This is a genomic window from Agrococcus sp. ARC_14, from assembly GCF_022436485.1.
GTDB lineage: Bacteria > Actinomycetota > Actinomycetes > Actinomycetales > Microbacteriaceae > Agrococcus.
In genome coordinates this window covers 1068434-1086787 of record NZ_JAKUDO010000001.1, presented here as the reverse complement: position 1 = coordinate 1086787, position 18354 = coordinate 1068434, and the positions used below count along the sequence as shown (strand labels likewise).

The following is an 18354-nucleotide window of genomic DNA, read 5'->3' as shown; positions in this document are numbered from 1 at the left end:
ACTTCATGCTAGCGGCGCTCATCCGAGAGCTAGGACGGGGAGTGGACGCTCTGCTGCGCGGCCAGGAATCCGTCGGCGATGATGCGCTCGACGGCGTCGGCGCCGAGCTGCACCAGCAGCTCCGCCTCGGGCTGCTCTGCCTTCGCGAAGGGCTTCAGCACGAAGTCGGCGGCGTCCTGCCTGCCGGGCGGTCGGCCGATGCCGAGGCGCACGCGCAGCACCTCGGGCCCGCGCGCAGCGATGATGTCGCGCATGCCGTTGTGGCCGCCGTGCCCGCCGCCCTGCTTGAGCCGGATCTCCCCCAGCGGCAGGTCGAGCTCGTCGTGGAGCACGATCACGTGCTCCACGTCGACGCCGTACCAGTCCATCAGCTTCGCGACCGGGCCGCCCGAGCGGTTCATGTACGAGAGCGGGAAGGCCGTCACGACCTTCGGACCCCCGACGACGCGCGACTCTGCCACCAGTGCATCCGCGCGGCCGTGCTTCTTCGGGTTCGCGCCTGCTCGCCGTTCGAGCTCTGCGGCGACCAGCTGGCCGATGTTGTGGCGCGTGCGCGCGTAGTCGGGCCCGGGATTCCCGAGCCCGACCACGAGCCACGTCTGCGCCATGCCGGCTCCGTCGATGGAGGACTACTCCGAGGCGCCCTCGGTGGACTCCTCGGCGGCCTCCTCGGCTGCCGCTGCCGTCTCGCCCTCTGCGGCCGCGGCGTCCTCGTCCTCGAGCTGAGGCGCGGCGGGGACCACGATGCCGACGACGAGCGTGTCGGGGTCGGTGAGGAGCACTGCACCCTTGGGGAGCTCGATGGCGCTGGCGACGATGTGCGCGCCCTCCTCGAGGCCCTCGATCGAGACCGTGATGGAGTTGGGGATGTGGAGCGCCTCGACCTCGATCGACAGCGAGGTCGACTCGTGGTTGGAGATGGTGCCGGGGGCCGACTCGCCCTCGAGATGCACGGGCACGTCGACGGTGACCTTCTCGCCGCGCTTGACGATCACGAGGTCGATGTGCTCGATGGCGGGCATGCCCTGGAGCACCGGGTTGCGCTGCACGTCCTTCACGAGGGCGAGCTGCGACTTGCCGGCGATCTGCAGGTCGATGATGGCGTTCGAGCGGCGCACGAGGAGGTAGAGCGCGTGTGCGTCGACCGTCAGGTGCTGCGGCTCGGTGCCGTGACCGTAGAGGACCGCGGGGACCTTGCCGACGGCGCGCAGCTTGCGGGCAGCGCCCTTGCCGAAGGATTCGCGGATGTCGGTCTCGAGCTTGTCGTACTCAGTAGCCATGGAAGTGCTCCTTGTGGGCCGCAGCCCGTCGTCTTGTCGACTCGAACGCTCATGCGTGAGGACCAGGTCTGCTGCTCCCACCGCGTCGATCACGGATGCTCGTGCATCCCTCGCCGAAGTTCAGCCTCTTACTCTAGCGCAACGGCGATCGAGCAGCGGCCGCAGGCCGCGTATCGAGATCGTCCCCATCTCGATACGACGGCTGCGCCGCCTACTCGATGACCGCTGGGCGTGTCAGCCGAACAGGCCTGCGATCAGGTAGATCGCGAACGAGAGCACGAAGCCGACGATCGCCATGAGGCCCTGCGCCACCGTCCAGGTCTTCAGCGTCGTCTTGACGTCGAGGCCGAAGAACTTGCTGACGAGCCAGAAGCCCGAGTCGTTCACGTGGCTGAAGCCCACGGAGCCCGCTGCGGTCGCGAGCACGATGGCGGCCACCTCGACCGGGTTGAAGCCGCCGTCGACGACGACGCCCGCCATCAGCGACGCCGCGGTGGTGAGCGCGACGGTGGCCGAGCCCTGGGCGATGCGCACGATGAGCGCGATGAGGAAGGCCGCCACGATCACCGGCATGCCGATCGAGTTGAGCGACTCGGCGATCGCGTCGCCGATGCCGGTGACGCGCAGCACGCCGCCGAACATGCCGCCGGCGCCGGTGACGAGCACGACGGCGCAGATCGGGCCGAGCGCGCTGTCGGCGACCTTCTCGATGAGGGAGCCGGACTTGCCCATCCCCCAGCCGAGCAGCCACATCGAGACGATCACGGTGATGAGCAGGGCGATCGGGGTCTCGCCGAGCACGCGCAGCAGCGCGATGACCGGCTGAGCCTTGAACGCGTCCGGGTCCTCGGTCGTGGCGGCGAACATGTTGAGGCCGGTGTTCAGCAGGATGAGCACGAGCGGCAGCACGAGCAGCGCGATGATCTTGCCGAACGAGGGGTTCGACTCCATCTCGCGATCCTCATCGGGCGTGCCGTCGAGGATCGTGGGCACCGCGATGTCGTACTTGCGGCCGACGTAGCCGCCGAACAGCACGCCCACGAGGTACCAGACGGGGAGGGCGACCACGAGGCCGAGGATCAGCACCAGGCCGACGTCGGCGCCGAGGATGGCGGATGCCGAGACCGGGCCCGGGTGCGGCGGCACGAAGATGTGCATGGAGCTGAAGGCCAGCGCCGCGGGGAACGCGACGGTCAGCAGCGATCCGCCGAGCCGGCGTGCGACGGCATAGATGATCGGCATCATGACGACCAGGCCCGCGTCGAAGAAGATCGGGAAGCCCATCAGCAGGCTCGCGATGCCGACGGCCATCGCGGCGCGCTGCTCGCCGAACACCGAGATGAGCTTGTCGGTCAGCACTCTCGCGCCGCCGGAGGTCTCGATCATGCGGCCGAGCATCGCACCGAGCGCCACGAGCAGCATCACGTTGCCGAGCGTCGGGTTGAAGCCGAAGGCGATCGCGGCGATCAGCTGGTCGAAGGGGATGCCGGCCGCGACCGCGGTCAGCAGGCTCGTGATCATCAGCGCGAGGAACGCGTGGATCTTGAACGCCATGATGAGCACGAGCAGGAGCGCGATCGATGCTGCCGCGAGCAGCAGCAGACCTCCCGTGCCGAGATCCCAGTTCAGGACGAGGTCTTCCATGGATGTCTCCAGAGTGTGCGTGTGCGGTGCGGAGGGGTGTCGCGGTGCGCGACGGTGGTGTCGCGGTGCGCGACGGCAGGTCAGGCCGGTTGGACGTCGATCGTGCCGGTGATCGTAGCGCTCTCGGAAGGCTCGACAGGGCGCCCGGCGGCGCGACCCATGAGGATGCGGGTCACCTCGTCGACGATCGCGGCGGGAGGCTGCTCGATGGAGATCGCGATGCCGCGCTCCCACTCGGCCAGCGGCTCGAGGGTGTCGATCTGGCTGTCGAGCAATGTGCTCGGCATGTACTCGTGGTCGCGATGGGCAAGGCGGTCGGCAAGCAGATCCTTGTCGCCGACGAGGTGCACGAACACGAGCGACGCGTCGCTCGAGCGCAGCAGCTCGCGGTACCAGCGCTTGAGCGCCGAGCAGGCGACGATGGTGACCCGGCCCTTGGCCGACCCGTCGGCGATGGTCTGGCCGATGATCTTGAGCCAGGGCACGCGATCCTCATCGGTGAGCGGCGTGCCGCTGGCCATCTTGTCCTTGTTGGCCTTCGGGTGCAGGTCGTCGCCGTCGATGAAGTCGATGTTCAGTCGCTCGGCGAGGGCCGAGCCGATCGTCGACTTGCCGGATCCCTGCACGCCCATGATGATCATCGACGGATATCGCGTCTCGCTCATCGCCCAGCTCCTTCGCCGTCCGCCGCTGGGAACGTCAGCAGCACCTTCGAGGATACGGATGCATCGCGCGCGAGGTCGAGGGCGCGCAGCCCCTCGGCGATCGGCAGCTCGTGGCTGATGACCGCCGCGGCGTCGAGCGAGCCGTCCGCGAGCGCCACCAGCACCTCGTCGATCTCGTCGTTGAAGCGGAACGAGCCGACCAGGGTGAGCTCGCGCGTGATGGCGCTCGCCATCGGCACGGCGATGTCGCCGGCGCGCTGCAGGCCGAGCATGACGACCGTGCCGCCGCGGCGCGCGCCGCTGATCGCTGCGGCGAGGCCCGGCACGGTGCCCGACGACTCGATGACGACGTCGGCGTGCACGGCCGCGATCCCCTCCGCATCCGTGGCGTCGACCGCGCGGGCGCCCAGGCGCTCTGCGAGCGCGCGCGGGTGCTCGTGCAGGTCGGTCGCGACGATCTCGCTCGCGCCGTGGTGCTTCGCGACCGCGATCGCGAGCGCGCCGATGGGGCCGGTGCCGATGACGAGCACGCGTCGGCCCGCGATCTCGCCCGCCTGTCCGACGCCGTGCCACGCGACAGCGGCAGGCTCGGCGAGCGCCGCGAGGCGGAGATCGAGGCCCTCGGGGATGACGCGGAGCATGCGGGCAGGCAGGGCGACGCGGCTGGCGAAGGCTCCGTGGGTGTGCGGCATGCGTGCCGCGGAGCCGAGGTAGGTGCCAGCGGGGCTGAGGTTCGGGCGGTCGGCGGGGAAGGGCGCGGAGCCGTCGTCGACGGGCGTCGCCGGGTGCACCGCGACGCGAGAGCCGACCGTCGGCCCGCTGCCGTCGACCGCCGCCGTCAGCACCGTGCCGACGATCTCGTGACCGAGCACCATGGGCTCACGCAGGATCGACTGCCCGGCGGCGCCGTGCAGCCAGTAGTGCAGGTCAGAGCCGCAGATGCCGCCGTAGGCGATCGCGACGACCGCCTCATCGGCCGCGGGCACGGGCTCGGGCAGCGCCTCGACCCGCACATCCTCCTTGGCGTGGGCGACGAGCGCCCAGTTGCCGGCAACGTCCTCGGTCATCTCTGCTCCTGTCTGCGGCCGGTCAGACGACCGCGGTCATGCCGCCGTCGACGTAGATCGTCTGGCCGTTGACGAATGCGCTCGCGTCGCTGGCGAGGAAGACGAGCGTGCCGACGAGATCCTCGACGGCGCCCCAGCGGCCCGCCGGGGTGCGCTGCGCGACCCAGGCCGAGAACTCGGCGTCGTCGACGAGCTTCTGGGTGAGCTCGGTGGCGAAGTAGCCGGGAGCGAGCGCATTGACGCTGATGCCGTGCGGCGCCAGATCGGCGCACAGGCCCTTCGTGAGCATCACGATCGCGCCCTTGGTGGCGCTGTAGGGCGCGATGGACGGGCGGGCGAGCTGCGACTGCACCGAGCCGATCGAGACGATGCGACCGGAGCCGCGCTCGATCATGCCCTTCGCGACGCGGCGCGAGAGCAGGAACGCGCTGGTGAGGTTGGTCGCGAGCAGGTCGTGCCAGTCGTCGTCCGAGAACTCGGCGATGGGGTTGCGGCGCTGGATGCCGGCGTTGTTGACGAGGATGTCGGGCGTGCCGAGCCGCGCCTCGACGTCGGCCAGCCCCGAGTCGACCGCCGAGGCATCCGTCACGTCGAAGATCGCCACGTGCGTCTCGCGGCCGGTCGAGTCGGCGATCTCGGCAGCGGCGCGCTCGGCCTTGGCGCGGTCGCGGCCGTGCACCACGACCGTGGCGCCCGCCTCGGCGAGCCCCTGCGCGAGCGCGCGGCCGATGCCCTGGCTCGAGCCCGTGACCAGCGCGACCCTGCCGGTGAGGTCGAACAGGGCGCTGCCCGTGCGAGCGGTGTCGGCGGCCATCAGTAGAACTCCTTGGTGCTCATGACGTTGTGCAGCGGCTGGCCGTCGAGCAGGCGGGTCGCGTTGGCGGCGAAGAGCTCGGCGATGCGGCGCGGCTCCTGCACCGAGAGCGCTGCCGTGTGGGGGCTCAGCAGCACGCTCGGGTGCTCCCAGATGCGGCTGTCGGTCGGCAGCGGCTCGACGGCGGTGACGTCGAGCGCCGCGAAGCCGATGCGGCCGTCGTCGAGCGCGTCGAGCAGCGCCGGCTCGTCGACCACGGCGCCACGGCCGACGTTGACGAGGATGGTGTCGGGCTGCACGGCGCCGAGCACTGCCTCGCCGATGAGGCCGGTGGTGTGCGTGGTGCCGGGCAGGGTCGTGACGATCGCATCGACCTGCGCCGCCGCCTCGACCAGCTCGTCCATGGGGACGAGGCGGTCGACGTGCTCCACGGGCTTGCCGCTGCGGGTGGTGCCCCAGACGGTCGCGCCGAGCGCCGAGAAGCGCTCGGCGACGACGGCGCCGATGCCGCCGAGGCCGACGACCAGCACGGTCATCTCGCTGACGTGGCGCATCAGCCGGCGCCCGTCGCCCCAGGTGCGAGAGGCCTGGTCGGCCTCGAGCCGACGCAGACCCTTGGCCCCCGCAAGCACACCGAAGACGGCCCACTCGGCGAGCGTCGAGGCGTGCATGCCCGCACTGGTGGTGACGACCACGCGCTCGAGCTCCTGCTCGGTCAGCTGGGCGTTCTTGACCTGGCCGCCGCCGCCCGCGGCCGTGGTGTGCAGCCAGCGCAGGCTCGGGTTGGCACGCACGGTGCGGGCGAGCGCGGCCGGTGAGACGTCCGGAAGGCCGAACAGCGCATCCGCCCCGTCGATCATCGTGTCGAAGGCTTCCTGCTGCTCTGGGCTGCGCTGCCAGGCGGGGTCGCCCTCCCAGTCGCCCGTCCACCGCCACGGGCGAGTGAGCGCGGGATCGCGCAGCAGCTCGATGCGGGGCTCGAGCGTGACGATCCGCTCGGCGGACGCGTCGTCGAGGCTCACCGCGACGGCGACCTTGAGGGTGGGCTCAGACATGGGCATCTCCTGACTGGTCAAGGCTATCGAGCGGCGGGATGCCGCTGTGGCGTGTTCAGCGCAGCGGGGTCTCGAGGCGCATCGCACCGACGACGACCACGGCAGTCTGGCCCGCGGAGGCCTCGTGGTTCGAGAGCGGTGCTCCGGCCATGATGACGTCGCCGGGGCCGAGTCGCACCCACCGGGCGACGTAGGCGATCGCCTCGCGCACGGGCACGGGCATCGCCTGCGCGCTCGTGTCACGCACGCGCTCGCCGTCGAGCTCGAGGGCGAGCTCCAGGTCGTCGATGGATGCGTCGGTGTCGATCCACGGGCCGAGCGGCGTCGATCCCTCTCCGCCCTTCGACTCGAAGTTGCGCGGGTCGAGCACGGCGCGGTCGGGATACGAGATGTCGTTCACCGCGGTGACGCCCAGCATGAACTCGTGGGCATTCGCCTCGGTCACGACGGGTGCCGTGGGGTCGCCGGTGTCGCGGCCGATGACCACCGCGATCTCGGCCTCCACCACGAGGCGCCCGGCGTCCCGGCGCACCCGCACCGGCTCACCGTGCGCCACGACGGTGCGCGGGCTCTTCAACCATGCCTGCACGGGCGAGGGATGATCGGAGGCGCCGCGGTTCTGCGCGATGCCGACGAGCACGGTGGGCACGGCGGGCGGCAGCAGCACCCTGTCGGTCGCGGCGATCGGCGTGCCCAGGTCGGCAGGGTCCCGACCCGCTGCGAGCGCGACGTAGGGATCCTCGATCGGCACCAACGCATCCGCATCGACCCGCACGTGCTGCGGCTCGCCGCCCACCACGGCCCTCGCGATGCGCATCAGACGCGCGCCGGCTCGGGCTTCGTGTGCGCGTCGCCGGTCTCGTCGCCCGAGATGCGCACGGCGTCCTCGTAGCGCAGCAGGTCACGACCGCGGGTCTCTGGCACCAGGAAGGTCGAGGCCGTGGTGATGAGGGCCAGGGTCGCCATGTAGATGGCCGGCAGCAGCCAGTCGCCGTCGGAGACCGCGAGCAGGTAGGCGCCGAGCACGCCCGCGAGGCCGCCGGCGAGCACCGCCGAGATCTCGCGCGCCATCGCGACGCCGAGGTAGCGGTGGCGGTTGCCGAAGAGCTCGGGCAGCATCGCGCACTGCGGGCCGAGCATGGAGTTGACGCCGACGCCGATGCCGATCGCGACCACCGCGATGACCAGCGGCGCGCTGCCGAGCTGCAGCGCCCACCACGCCGGGAAGGCGTAGACGAGCATGAACAGCGCGCCGAAGCGGTAGACGGCACGGCGGCCGAAGCGGTCGGAGAGGTGGCCGGTCAGCGGGATCGTGCCCATGCCGATCAGCGAGCCGATCGTCACGCCCCAGGCGGCCAGCGAGCCGTCGACCGTCACGGCGGCGGTGGTCGTCGCGAACGAGAGCGCGAGCGTCTGGAACATGTAGGAGCCGCCGTTCTCGGCCATCCGCAGGCCGATGCCGACGACGACCCCGGGCAGACCCCTGGTGAAGATCTCGCGGATCGGGCGCTCGGCGATCTGCTCGTGCTTCTCGAGCTCGACGAAGGTCGGCGTCTCGCGCAGCCGGAGCCGGATGAAGAGCGCGACCAGGATGAGCACGAACGAGGCGAGGAACGGCACGCGCCATGCCCAGCCGAGGAACACCTCGTCGGGCAGCGAGGACAGCAGCGAGAAGACCAGTGCAGCCATCAGGGTGCCGAGCTGGATGCCGATGAACGGCAGCGAGGTGAAGAAGCCGCGGCGCTTGACGGGCGAGTACTCGGCCATCAGCACGGTCGCGCCCGCCTGCTCCGCGCCGGCGCCGAAGCCCTGCAGCAGGCGCAGCAGGGTCAGCAGGATGGGCGCCCAGATGCCGATCGTCTCGAACGTGGGCAGCAGGCCGATGAGCGTCGTCGCGCCACCCATCAGCAGGATCGTGACGACCAGCACCCACTTGCGGCCGAGGCGGTCGCCGAGGGTGCCGAAGAAGAGGCCGCCGAGCGGACGAGCGAGGAAGCCCACGCCGAACGAGGCGAGTGCCGCCACGACGCCGAGCTCCGGCGGCAGGTAGGAGAAGAAGAGCCCGTTGAAGATGAGCGCCGACGCCAGCCCGTAGAGGGCGAAGTCGAAATACTCGAGGGCGCTGCCCACGCTCGACGCGAGGGTCGCGCGGCGGAGGTTGGCCGCGTACTCCGGATCATCGGTGTGCGCGGGGTGCTGCGGGGTGGTCTGGCTCACGGTCCATCTCCTTCGACAGTCCTGCTGGCTTCGTTGCTTCTGGCGAAGGTATCAGCCGGTTGGACACCGTACAACCCACTGAACGATGCGTGCGGCGTGTCCCGTGGGGCGCGGCTCAGCCGCTCCGACCGCCGAGCGGGTTCGTGAGCGCCAGCACGACCGCCTGCAGCCCCGCGGCGACCTCGACGATGCGCGCGTCGTCGACGTGCTCGGCCGGCAGTGCCGCGCCCAGGGCGAGCGGCGGATCGGCGGGCGCCCAGGGGTCGAGTGCCACAGCGACCCCGACGATGCCCCCGAACGAGCCGCCGCGGTCGACTGCGTAGCCCCGCTCGCGTGCCTCGGCCAGCTGCAGCAGCAGCTCGTCCACCGTCGTGATGCTCTCGGGGGTCAGCCGCGGGAAGGGCGCGGCGTCCTGCAGCAGCGACCGCACGGCGTCGTCGTCCATGCGCGCCAGCAGCGCGACGCCCGTTGCGCTGAGCGCCGCCGGCAGCCGGGAGCCCAGCGGCGTGCCGAGCCGGTAGGGCGAGCGTCCCTCGTGGCGGGCGAGGTAGAGGGCATCCTCGCCATCGAGCATCGCGATCTGCACGACCTCGCGGTGCAGCTCCGGCGAGGCTGCGACGACGCGGTAGAACTCCCGCACCTGGTTGAACTGCTGCGCATAGGCGCCGCCGAGCTCTGCCGTGCGACGCCCCAGCCGGTAGCCGCCCGCCTCCCGCTCGATCACCGCGCCGTCCTCGAGGGCGGCGCACAGATTGGCGGTGGACGACTTTGCGATCCCGAGCGCTCTGGCGATGTCGCTCAGCGTCATCGGCACGCCCTCCGCCTCGGCGAGGAGGGAGAGGATGCGCAGCGCGCGTGAGACCGCGGGTGCCGGATCGCGGTCGCCCTTCGCAGTCGAGGTGGTGTCAGTCATGGCCGCTCCTTCGCGGTCGAGGTCGATGCGCCACCACCCTACGTCGCATCCAACCGCCTGGACACTGTTCGACATGCTGGCCCTGCGCTAGCCTGCCGCCATGAGCACCCAGATCCAGCACGGAATGCGCGCAGAGACCATCGGCGTGATCGGCCTCGGCGCGATGGGCGAGCCGATGGTGCGACGGCTGCTCGCCGAGCAGCGCGCGGTCGTCATCACGGGTCGCTCCCCCAGGCCCGCGCTCGTCACGGCAGGTGCCACCTGGGGCCAGACGCCCCGCGAGCTCGCGACAGGTGCGAGCGCGGTGCTGTCGATGCTGCCCGACCTGCCGCAGCTGGAGGAGGCGCTGGGCGGACCGGACGGCCTGCTCGCTGGCCTCGCTGACGACGACGAGCTGCTGCTGCTCGTCGGCTCGACCTCCTCGGCACCCGCCGTGCGCGCGTTGGCGGAGCGTCTGGGCGACGAGACCGCAGGCCGCGTGCGCGTGGTGGACTGCCCGGTCTCCGGCGGCGTCGACGGCGCGATCGCCGGCACGCTCTCGATCATGCTGGGCGGCCGAGCGGATGACTCCGCGCGGGCTGCTGCGCTGCTCGCGCCCTGCGGCACGCCCGTGCACCTCGGGCCGATCGGTGCCGGCGAGGTGGCGAAGGCCTGCAACCAGCTCGTCGTCGCGGCGACCATCACGGCGCTGGGCGAGGCGACCGTGCTGGCCGACCGATCCGGGCTCGACCTCGACGCGCTCTGGACGCTGCTCGGCGGCGGCTACGCGGGCTCCAACCTGCTGGCGAGCCGGCGCGACAAGCTCGTCGCCGGCGACGACTCCCCCTCGGGCATCGCGCGCTACATGATCAAGGACCTCGGCTTCGCAGCCGACATCGCCGCGGCGACAGGCACAAGCCCCGCGCTGCTGCCGACGCTGCGCGCCTTCTTCGACGAGATCGTCGAGCGCGGCCACGGCGAGCGCGACATCACCGTCGCTCGCCGCGTCATCGCCGAGCGTTGACCCGCCCGCCCGCCCGACGCATCCGCCGCTCGGTAGCCTTGGCATCAGACCCCGACGTCCAGGAGGACAGCCCGTGACCACCGCCAACATCGCCGTCGTCGGCCTCGCCGTGATGGGCTCGAACCTCGCCCGCAACCTCGCCAGCCGCGAGGGCAACACGGTCGCGGTCTACAACCGCACGACCTCCAAGACCGACGACCTGCTCGCCGCGCATCCCGAGGCCGGATTCGTCAAGGCGGCGACGATGCAGGAGCTCGCCGACTCGCTGCAGGCGCCTCGCACCGCGATCATCATGGTGAAGGCCGGCACGGCCACCGATGCCGTGATCGATGAGCTCGCCTCGGTCTTCGAGCCCGGCGACATCATCGTCGACGGCGGCAACGCGCTGTTCACCGACACCATCCGCCGCGAGGCCGCGGTGCGCGAGACGGGCATCCACTTCGTCGGCTGCGGCATCTCCGGCGGCGAGGAGGGCGCGCTCAACGGCCCCTCGCTCATGCCCGGCGGCACGGTCGAGTCGTACGAGACGCTCGGCCCGATCCTGCGCTCGATCGCCGCGGTCGCCGAGGGCGAGCCGTGCGTGACCCACATCGGCACCGACGGCGCCGGCCACTTCGTGAAGATGGTGCACAACGGCATCGAGTACGCCGACATGCAGCTCATCGCCGAGGCCTACGACCTCATCCGCCGCGGCACCGGCAAGTCCCCGGCCGAGATCGCCGACGTGTTCGACGAGTGGAACACGGGCGAGCTCGAGTCCTACCTGATCGAGATCACCGCGCAGGTGCTGCGGCAGGTCGACGCCGCCACCGGCACGCCGCTCGTCGACGTGATCCTCGACGCCGCGGGCGCGAAGGGCACCGGTGCCTGGACGGTGCAGACCGCGCTCGACCTGGGCGTGCCCGTCTCCGGCATCGCCGAGGCCGTCTTCGCCCGCTCACTGTCGTCGAAGCTCGACCAGCGCGCCGCCGCCACCGACCTGCCCGGACCGGCAGAGGCATGGCAGGTCGACGACGCGGATGCGTTCATCGAGGACGTGCGGCGGGCCCTGTTCGCGTCGAAGATCGTCGCGTACTCACAGGGCTTCGACGAGATCGTCGCCGCCGCCCAGGAGCACGACTGGGACATCCAGAAGGGCGAGGTCGCGCGCATCTGGCGCGCCGGCTGCATCATCCGCGCGCGCTTCCTGAACGACATCACCGACGCCTACGCCGCAACGCCCGAGCTGCCTGCCCTCATCCTCGCGCCGTACTTCCGCGAGGTGATGGCCGCGACGCAGGAGGCCTGGCGCCGCGTGGTCGTCGCGGCAGCGCGGGCGGGCATCCCCTCGCCCGCGTTCTCGTCGTCGCTGGCCTACTACGACGGCCTGCGCGCCGACCGCCTGCCCGCGGCACTCGTGCAGGGCCAGCGCGACTTCTTCGGCGCCCACACCTACCGCCGCATCGACCGCGAGGGCACCTTCCACACGCAGTGGTCGAGCGACCGCACCGAGATCGAGGCTGTCGACACGCACTGACGCGCGGGCATTCGCCGCGCCGCGCTGCACGCCGCTGGCGCACGCCAGATTGTCAGGTCTGTGCTCGATTGTCGCGACGATCCTGCACAGACCTGACATTCTGCGCTGGCGCGCAGAGGACGTCAGGCGGGGCGGGCGTACTCGAGCTCAGGGCGGCCGCGGGCGCCGTAGCGTGGCGCGCGCTCGGCGTCGCCCGTCGCGGCCAGGTGCTCCAGGTAGCGGCGAGCGGTCACGCGCGAGAGCCCGAGGTCGGCGGCCACCTCCGCCGCGGAGCGCGCGACGCCGTCGGCGAGCAGCGCCGCGACCGCGTCGAGCGTCTCGGCGGAGAGTCCCTTCGCGAGCCCCGGCGCGTTCGTCGTGCGCAGCGCAGCGATCGCCTGGTCGACCTCCTGCTGCGTGACCCTGCCGGTGCCGTCGACCCGCTCGTGATACGCGCGGAAGCGCTGCAACCGCTCGGCCAGCGCCGAGAAAGCGAACGGCTTGATGAGGTACTGCACGACCCCGACGGCGATCGCGTCCCGCACCGTCTCCAGGCCCCGCTCGGCCGTCACGGCGATGACGTCGACCAAATGGCCCTCAGCGCGCATCCGCCTGCAGACGTCCAGGCCGTGGCCGTCGGGCAGCTGCATGTCGAGCAGCACGAGCTGCATGGGCGCGCCCGCGGCGGCGGCCTCGCGCATGGCGACGAGCGCCGCGGCCGCGGTGTGCGCCACCGCGGCCACCTCGAAGCCCTCGACGCGTTGCACGTAGGCGACGTGCGCCGCAGCCGTGCCGCGCTCGTCCTCGACGATCAGCACCCGGATCATGAGGCACCGCCCGGGCGCGGCAGCGTCGCCGTGACGACTGCGCCGGCCCCGGCCCCGACCGCGCCCGCGCCGAGCTCGCCCGCGCCGTCCGCGCTGGCGCCATCCGCGCCCGCGTCGAACTCGATGGTGCCGCCGAGCCGCTCGAGCGTCTCGCGCACGATGCTCAGCCCGAAGCCGCGGCCGTGCGCGCCCGCCGGCTTCGTCGACCAGCCCGGCGCGAAGGCTCGCTCGCGCTGCTCGGCCGGCAGGCCCGCACCGCTGTCGCTCACCTGCAGCACGATCGACTCGTCGACCTCGTCGAGGTAGACCTCGACCCATGCCTGCCCGCCGCCCGCCGGCGCCCGCGCGGCCCGATCCGCGGCCGCGTCGATCGCGTTGTCGACGAGGTTGCCGAGCACCGTCACGAAGTCGACCGGGTCGATGCCGTGGGTGCCGGGGGCCAGGTGCGTCTCGACGTGCATCTCGACGCCGCGCTCGTGCGCCTGCGCGGCCTTCCCGAGCAGCAGCGCGGCGATCACCGGCTCCTCCTGATCGCTGACGACGCGATCGGCAAGCCGCTGGCCGAGGTCGCGCCCCGCTGTCGCCACCTCGAGCGCCCGCTGCGGCTCGTCGAGCTCGATGAGGGTCGCGACCGTGTGCATCCGGTTGCCGAACTCGTGCGTCTGCGCCCGGAGCGCGCTCGCGAGGGTGCGCACCGCATCCAGCTCTCCCGTCATCTGCTGCAGCTCGGTGCGGTCGCGGATCGTGAGGGTGGTGGTGGCCGGCTGGGCTGCCGCGTGCCGCTCGACGACGAGCCAGCGGTCGCCGACGCGCACCTGGCCCTCGCCCTCCAGCACAGCACGCACACCGGGCGGCAGCGGCGCATCCGGACCGATCGGCGTCGCGATCTCCCCGACGCCGAGCAGCGAGCGCGCACGGTCGTTCGCCAGCACCACGCTGTCGCCCTCGATCAGCACGAGCCCATCGTCGACAGAGTGCAGCGCCGCCTCGTGCGCGGCGAAGAGCCGTGCGAGCTCTTCCGGCGCCTTGCCGCCGGTGGCCCGCTCGAGCCTGCGCGCGAGCAGCCAAGCGCCCAGCGCCGCCAGCAGCAGCGCACCCACCAGCAGCGCGCCGACCACCAGCAGGCGCGCGACGACCAGCGAGCCGACGCGCTCGATCGTGACGCCAGCCGCGACCAGCCCGACCACCCGGCCGTCCTCGACGATCGGCGTCACGGCGCGCATCGACGGGCCGAGCGTGCCCTCGAAGACCTCCGTGAAGGTCTCTCCCGCGAGCGCCGGCGCGGTCGTGCCGAGGAACTCGTGCCCGATCTCGTCAGGGTCCGGATGCGTGTAGCGCGTGCCGTCGACGTGCATGACGGTGACGAAGTCGAGCCGCGTCGCCGCCCGCACATCCTCCACGTAGTGCTGCATCGCTGCCGACGCGGCGGCGATCGCACCCTCGCGGTCGTCGGGGTAGGCCTCGAAGGCCGAGGCGACCGCCTGCCGCACGGTGGGCGTCGCCGCCATGGCGAGCGCGAGCTCCTCGCTCGCGAGCGCCGCCTCGTGCTCCTGCTCACGCTGGGCGTCGAGCGCGAGCAGCGCGAACGCGGCGATCGCCGCCGCCGCCAGCAGTGCCGCGGTCTGCACGAAGACGCGCGTGGCGATGCTCGCCGACCGCCACCACCGTCGCATCGCACCGCCCCATCCGCTCGGCCCCGTCGGCCCCATCCGCTCGCACCGGTCCCGCTCGCGCTGTGAACACTATGCACGAAACACGCTCCGCTCGCGGGTCGGGGCCCAGGCTGACTGCTCGGAAGCGTCGCGCAGTGGCGACGCCCGATGCGAGGAGCACAGCATGGCAACGACGCCCAGCACCGACGGCCGACGACTCGGCCGACTCCGCAGGATGGACAAGACCCACTGGCTCTACATCGCGGTCATCATCGCGGTGGTGCTCGGCACGATCATCGGGCTCGTCGCACCAGAGGTCGGCGAGTCGCTCGCGCCGATCGGCAAGGGCTTCGTGGCGCTCATCAAGATGATGATCGCGCCGGTGATCTTCTGCACCATCGTGGTCGGCATCGGATCGATCGCGAAGGCCGCGACGGTCGGCAAGGTCGGCGGCCTGGCCCTCATCTACTTCCTCGTCATGTCGACCTTCGCACTGGCGATCGGCCTCGTGGTCGGCAACTTCGTGCACCCCGGCGAGGGCCTGAACATCGCGGGCGCCACCTACGAGACCGAGGGCGAGGCCGAGTCGACGACCGACTTCCTGCTCGGCATCATCCCCACGACGCTCTTCTCGCCGCTGACGGGCGAGTCGGTGCTGCAGACGCTCTTCGTGGCGCTGCTGGTGGGCTTCGCCGTGCAGGCGATGGGTGAGCGCGGCAAGCCGATCCTCAACGTCGTCAAGCAGCTGCAGACGCTCGTCTTCCGCGTGCTGACGATGATCCTCTGGGTCGCCCCGATCGGCGCGTTCGGCGCCATCGCCGGTGTCGTCGGCTCGACCGGATGGGGTGCGGTCGTCGCGCTCGCGACCCTCATGCTGGGCTTCTACGCCACCTGCATCGTCTTTATCGTGGTCGTGCTCGGCACGCTGCTGCGGGTGGTGACGGGCGTCAACATCTTCCGCCTCATGCGGTACCTGGGCCGCGAGTACCTGCTGATCGTCGGCACCTCGTCGTCCGAGTCCGCACTGCCCCGGCTGATCGCCAAGATGGAGCACGCCGGCGTCTCGAAGCCCGTGGTCGGCATCACCGTGCCGACGGGATACTCGTTCAACCTCGACGGCACGGCGATCTACCTGACGATGGCGTCGCTGTTCATCTCGACCGCGATGGGCATGCCGATGTCGATCCCCGAGCAGATCGGCCTGCTGGTGTTCATGATCATCGCCTCGAAGGGCGCGGCGGGCGTCACGGGCGCGGGCCTGGCGACGCTTGCTGGCGGCCTGCAGACCTACCGGCCGGACCTCGTCGACGGCGTCGGCGTGATCGTGGGCATCGACCGCTTCATGTCGGAGGCGCGTGCGCTCACGAACTTCACCGGCAATGCCGTCGCGACGCTGCTGATCGGCACCTGGACGAAGCAGATCGACATGGACCAGGTGCGCGGCGTGCTCGCGGGCGAGCGGCCCTTCGACGAGCGCACGATGCTCGCCGACGAGCACGGTGCGCTGCCCGGCGATGAGGGCCCGGCCGCGATCGAGGCCGAGCCGATCGAGCGCGGCGCGCTCGACGCCGAGCGGGATCGACGCACGACGGATGCGGTGGAGCGCATCGAGCGCCGGTGACGAGAGCCACGACCTAGGGCCCGGGCTCCGCATCCGCGGGGCTCGGGCCCGCTCTCGTCAGTCGGCGACGATCGCCCCGCCCACCACGTCGACAGCGAGCGGCTCGGCGAGCCACACCTCCTCCTGAGCGTGCACGTGGTCGATCGGTCTGATGCCGCCGGAGGCGACGATGCTGTACGCCCCATCGTCCAGCGGCGCGCCGACATCGCCCGACTCCCCAGGGCACGAGCCCAGCTCGGCCGCGAGCGTGCCGCGCAGCCCCGAGAGGTCGCGCCAGGCATCCGCCATCACGATGCCGACGACCCTGCCAGCGCCGTCGACCACGCGCAGGCTCGTGCGACCGAGCTCGTGCTCGCCGTGCTCGCCGCCCGCCGCCTCGACGGCGATCGCGAGGCGCATGCCCGACGCGTCGGTCATGCTGAGCTCGGCCGTGAACGAGGTGTCGCCGGTCGCCGCGGGGACCGCCTTGCCGCACTCGCCGACGAAGGGTTCGAGCTGCTCGATGCTGCGTGGCGTGAGCTCCGGCACGGGCGGCGTCTGGCAGGCTGCGAGGCCCAGCGCGCTGCCGAGCAGCAGGACAGCGGTCGCGAAGCGGGCGGATCGGGTGCGCACGTGGGGAGCGTATGCCCGGTCGCTGGGAGCCGTCAGCCGCGGCCGCGCAGGACCGCTCGCGCGGCGAGACCGAGCATCAGCCAGGCGGCGGCACCGAGCACGCCCTGCCAAGGCAGGGTGAGCACGACGACCAGGCACGCGAAGGCCCCGAGCCACGGGATCCAGGCGGGCAGCCACATGCCGGCCCGGCTCGTGGCGCGCATCCGGATCGCCGACAGATGGGCGACGGCGTAGTAGGCGAGCACGCACGTCGAGGAGAAGGCGACCAGGCTGCCGGCTGGCAGCAGCAGCGCGGCCACGATCGCGACGAGCGCCACGGCGGCCTCGGCGATCACGGGCGTGCGAGTGCGCGCGGCGACGTGCGAGAGCGGGCCGGGCAGGTCGCGGTGTCGGGCCATCGCGAGGCTCGTGCGGCTCAGGCCCGCGAGGATGCCCATGAGCGAGCCGAGGCACGCGAGCGCGCCCGCACCGAGCACGATCGCGTGCAGCACGGGGTTGCCGACGAGATCGGCCAGCGGGGTGGTCGAGCTCGGGAGCGCCGGACCGAGCCGGGCGCTGGTCGCCCAGCCGACGGCCACGTAGAGCGCCAGCACGACCGCCAGGCCCAGCACGATCGCGATCGGCAGCGTGCGGCGGGGGTCGCGCACCTCCTCGCCGAGCGTAGCCATGCGGGCGTAGCCGGCGAACGCGAAGAAGAGCATGCCCGCGGCGGTGAGCCAGCCCAGCGGGCCGCCGGAGCCCGGTGTGCCCTCCGCCCCACCGATGTAGGCGAAGTCGCCGGCACCCGGCGCGAACGGCAGCCCGAGGGCGACCCAGCCGAGCACGGCGAGCACGACGACGAGCACGATCGCGACGATGCCGGTGGACACCCACGCGGTCACGCGGACGCCGAGCATGTTCAGCCCCGCGAGCGCTGCCACCGCGGCCGCGGCGACCCAGGAGGCATGCTCCGGCCACAGGTGCTGGCCTGCGATGACGGCGATCGCGGCGGCCGAAGCGGTCTTGCCGGTCAGGAACATCCAGCCGGCCGCGAAGCCGACGCGCTCCCCCACCTCGGCGCGGCCGTAGGCGTAGGCACCGCCCGAGACCGGGTGCTCCATCGCAAGCTGCGCGGTGGAGAGGGCGTTGAGCACGGCGATGGCGGCGGCGAGCGCGATGGATGCCGGCAACCACGGCCCGGCGAGCGCCGCAGCCGGCGCCCAGACGAAGAACAGGCCAGCGCCGATCATGGCGCCGAGCCCGATCGCGATCGCGCCGGGCACGCCGATGCGGCGCTCGAGCTGGGTCATGCGCACGACGCTATCCGGGCAGCATGAACACCCGCTGTCGCGCCGCGCCTGCGTGCGCTGCCGATCAGATGATCGGCCTGCCCTCTCGCTTGGCCTCACGCATCTCACGGAAGAATGCGCGGCAGATGACGAACAGCACGCCCGCGACGATCACGGGCCAGACGAGGAAGTAGATGGTCAAGGCGATGGTCATGGAAGCT

Annotated in this window: 18 protein-coding genes; 3 read left to right on the top strand and 15 right to left on the bottom strand. The window is 71.8% G+C overall.

Annotated features, from left to right (window positions below; genetic code table 11):
- Window positions 1–29 precede the first annotated feature (29 nt).
- The 10 genes from pth to MKD51_RS05365 form a co-directional block, all read right to left on the bottom strand.
- Entirely contained in the window at window positions 30–608 is a 579-nt protein-coding gene (pth, locus tag MKD51_RS05410; RefSeq protein ID WP_240238967.1) for an aminoacyl-tRNA hydrolase, read from the bottom strand.
- Window positions 609–629: 21 nt separating this feature from the next.
- Entirely contained in the window at window positions 630–1280 is a 651-nt protein-coding gene (locus tag MKD51_RS05405) for a 50S ribosomal protein L25/general stress protein Ctc (RefSeq protein ID WP_240238965.1), read from the bottom strand.
- Between the two features lie 234 nt (window positions 1281–1514).
- On the bottom strand, window positions 1515–2924 hold the full coding sequence (locus MKD51_RS05400; RefSeq protein WP_240238963.1) for a GntP family permease: 1410 nt from the start codon (window positions 2922–2924) through the stop codon (window positions 1515–1517).
- Window positions 2925–3004: 80 nt separating this feature from the next.
- Window positions 3005–3589, bottom strand: a complete 585-nt coding sequence (locus MKD51_RS05395) for a gluconokinase (protein WP_240238961.1) — start codon at window positions 3587–3589, stop codon at window positions 3005–3007.
- On the bottom strand, window positions 3586–4656 hold the full coding sequence (locus MKD51_RS05390) for a zinc-binding dehydrogenase (protein ID WP_240238959.1): 1071 nt from the start codon (window positions 4654–4656) through the stop codon (window positions 3586–3588). Before MKD51_RS05390 ends, MKD51_RS05395 begins: the two co-directional genes overlap by 4 nt.
- A 22-nt stretch (window positions 4657–4678) precedes the next feature.
- Entirely contained in the window at window positions 4679–5470 is a 792-nt protein-coding gene (locus tag MKD51_RS05385; protein WP_240238957.1) for a glucose 1-dehydrogenase, read from the bottom strand.
- On the bottom strand, window positions 5470–6525 hold the full coding sequence (locus MKD51_RS05380) for a D-2-hydroxyacid dehydrogenase (protein WP_240238955.1): 1056 nt from the start codon (window positions 6523–6525) through the stop codon (window positions 5470–5472). The genes MKD51_RS05385 and MKD51_RS05380 overlap by 1 nt, the downstream gene beginning before the upstream one ends.
- Window positions 6526–6580: 55 nt before the next feature.
- The gene (locus MKD51_RS05375) at window positions 6581–7342 is read right to left on the bottom strand and encodes a fumarylacetoacetate hydrolase family protein (RefSeq protein ID WP_240238954.1); all 762 of its coding nucleotides are present in this window, start codon (window positions 7340–7342) and stop codon (window positions 6581–6583) included.
- Window positions 7342–8742, bottom strand: coding sequence for an MFS transporter (locus MKD51_RS05370; RefSeq protein WP_240238953.1), 1401 nt, complete (start codon window positions 8740–8742; stop codon window positions 7342–7344). The genes MKD51_RS05375 and MKD51_RS05370 overlap by 1 nt, the downstream gene beginning before the upstream one ends.
- A 115-nt stretch (window positions 8743–8857) precedes the next feature.
- Window positions 8858–9655 carry an IclR family transcriptional regulator gene (locus MKD51_RS05365; RefSeq protein WP_240238951.1) on the bottom strand — a complete coding sequence of 266 codons (798 nt, stop codon included), beginning with the start codon at window positions 9653–9655 and terminating at the stop codon, window positions 8858–8860.
- Window positions 9656–9755: 100 nt separating this feature from the next.
- Between MKD51_RS05365 and MKD51_RS05360 the strand changes: the two genes are divergently transcribed.
- Together MKD51_RS05360 and gndA are read left to right on the top strand one after the other, a co-directional pair.
- Complete coding sequence (locus MKD51_RS05360) at window positions 9756–10658, top strand: NAD(P)-dependent oxidoreductase (protein WP_240238949.1); 903 nt, start codon at window positions 9756–9758, stop codon at window positions 10656–10658.
- A 73-nt stretch (window positions 10659–10731) separates the two neighbouring features.
- On the top strand, window positions 10732–12174 hold the full coding sequence (gndA, locus tag MKD51_RS05355; protein ID WP_346986692.1) for an NADP-dependent phosphogluconate dehydrogenase: 1443 nt from the start codon (window positions 10732–10734) through the stop codon (window positions 12172–12174).
- Between the two features lie 122 nt (window positions 12175–12296).
- On the opposite strand, the gene MKD51_RS05350 is transcribed toward gndA, so the two are convergent.
- Together MKD51_RS05350 and MKD51_RS05345 are read right to left on the bottom strand one after the other, a co-directional pair.
- Window positions 12297–12980 carry a response regulator gene (locus tag MKD51_RS05350; RefSeq protein WP_240238947.1) on the bottom strand — a complete coding sequence of 228 codons (684 nt, stop codon included), beginning with the start codon at window positions 12978–12980 and terminating at the stop codon, window positions 12297–12299.
- Window positions 12977–14653: an ATP-binding protein gene (locus MKD51_RS05345; protein WP_240238945.1), complete on the bottom strand. Its 1677-nt coding sequence runs from the start codon at window positions 14651–14653 to the stop codon at window positions 12977–12979. Before MKD51_RS05345 ends, MKD51_RS05350 begins: the two co-directional genes overlap by 4 nt.
- Before the next feature lie 163 nt (window positions 14654–14816).
- Here MKD51_RS05345 and MKD51_RS05340 point away from each other — a divergent pair, with 163 nt between their 5' ends.
- Entirely contained in the window at window positions 14817–16253 is a 1437-nt protein-coding gene (locus MKD51_RS05340; RefSeq protein ID WP_277603917.1) for a cation:dicarboxylase symporter family transporter, read from the top strand.
- A 57-nt stretch (window positions 16254–16310) separates the two neighbouring features.
- On the opposite strand, the gene MKD51_RS05335 is transcribed toward MKD51_RS05340, so the two are convergent.
- The 3 genes from MKD51_RS05335 to MKD51_RS05325 all read right to left on the bottom strand — a co-directional run bounded on the left by MKD51_RS05335 (window position 16311) and on the right by MKD51_RS05325 (window position 18347).
- Window positions 16311–16865: a hypothetical protein gene (locus MKD51_RS05335; protein WP_240238943.1), complete on the bottom strand. Its 555-nt coding sequence runs from the start codon at window positions 16863–16865 to the stop codon at window positions 16311–16313.
- A gap of 32 nt (window positions 16866–16897) precedes the next feature.
- On the bottom strand, window positions 16898–18154 hold the full coding sequence (locus tag MKD51_RS05330) for an APC family permease (protein WP_240238941.1): 1257 nt from the start codon (window positions 18152–18154) through the stop codon (window positions 16898–16900).
- 64 nt (window positions 18155–18218) lie between these two features.
- On the bottom strand, window positions 18219–18347 hold the full coding sequence (locus MKD51_RS05325; RefSeq protein WP_240238933.1) for a putative transporter small subunit: 129 nt from the start codon (window positions 18345–18347) through the stop codon (window positions 18219–18221).
- Window positions 18348–18354 lie beyond the last annotated feature (7 nt).

Coding starts and splice junctions, on each gene's coding strand:
- MKD51_RS05325 (WP_240238933.1), bottom strand. CDS start 18,347: ATGACCATCGCCTTGACCATCTACTTCCTCGTCTGGCCCGTGATCGTC.
- MKD51_RS05345 (WP_240238945.1), bottom strand. CDS start 14,653: ATGCGACGGTGGTGGCGGTCGGCGAGCATCGCCACGCGCGTCTTCGTG.
- MKD51_RS05385 (WP_240238957.1), bottom strand. CDS start 5,470: ATGGCCGCCGACACCGCTCGCACGGGCAGCGCCCTGTTCGACCTCACC.
- MKD51_RS05365 (WP_240238951.1), bottom strand. CDS start 9,655: ATGACTGACACCACCTCGACTGCGAAGGGCGACCGCGATCCGGCACCC.
- MKD51_RS05395 (WP_240238961.1), bottom strand. CDS start 3,589: ATGAGCGAGACGCGATATCCGTCGATGATCATCATGGGCGTGCAGGGA.
- MKD51_RS05405 (WP_240238965.1), bottom strand. CDS start 1,280: ATGGCTACTGAGTACGACAAGCTCGAGACCGACATCCGCGAATCCTTC.
- MKD51_RS05340 (WP_277603917.1), top strand. CDS start 14,817: ATGGCAACGACGCCCAGCACCGACGGCCGACGACTCGGCCGACTCCGC.
- pth (WP_240238967.1), bottom strand. CDS start 608: ATGGCGCAGACGTGGCTCGTGGTCGGGCTCGGGAATCCCGGGCCCGAC.
- MKD51_RS05390 (WP_240238959.1), bottom strand. CDS start 4,656: ATGACCGAGGACGTTGCCGGCAACTGGGCGCTCGTCGCCCACGCCAAG.
- MKD51_RS05375 (WP_240238954.1), bottom strand. CDS start 7,342: ATGCGCATCGCGAGGGCCGTGGTGGGCGGCGAGCCGCAGCACGTGCGG.
- MKD51_RS05350 (WP_240238947.1), bottom strand. CDS start 12,980: ATGATCCGGGTGCTGATCGTCGAGGACGAGCGCGGCACGGCTGCGGCG.
- MKD51_RS05380 (WP_240238955.1), bottom strand. CDS start 6,525: ATGTCTGAGCCCACCCTCAAGGTCGCCGTCGCGGTGAGCCTCGACGAC.
- MKD51_RS05330 (WP_240238941.1), bottom strand. CDS start 18,154: ATGACCCAGCTCGAGCGCCGCATCGGCGTGCCCGGCGCGATCGCGATC.
- MKD51_RS05400 (WP_240238963.1), bottom strand. CDS start 2,924: ATGGAAGACCTCGTCCTGAACTGGGATCTCGGCACGGGAGGTCTGCTG.
- MKD51_RS05360 (WP_240238949.1), top strand. CDS start 9,756: ATGAGCACCCAGATCCAGCACGGAATGCGCGCAGAGACCATCGGCGTG.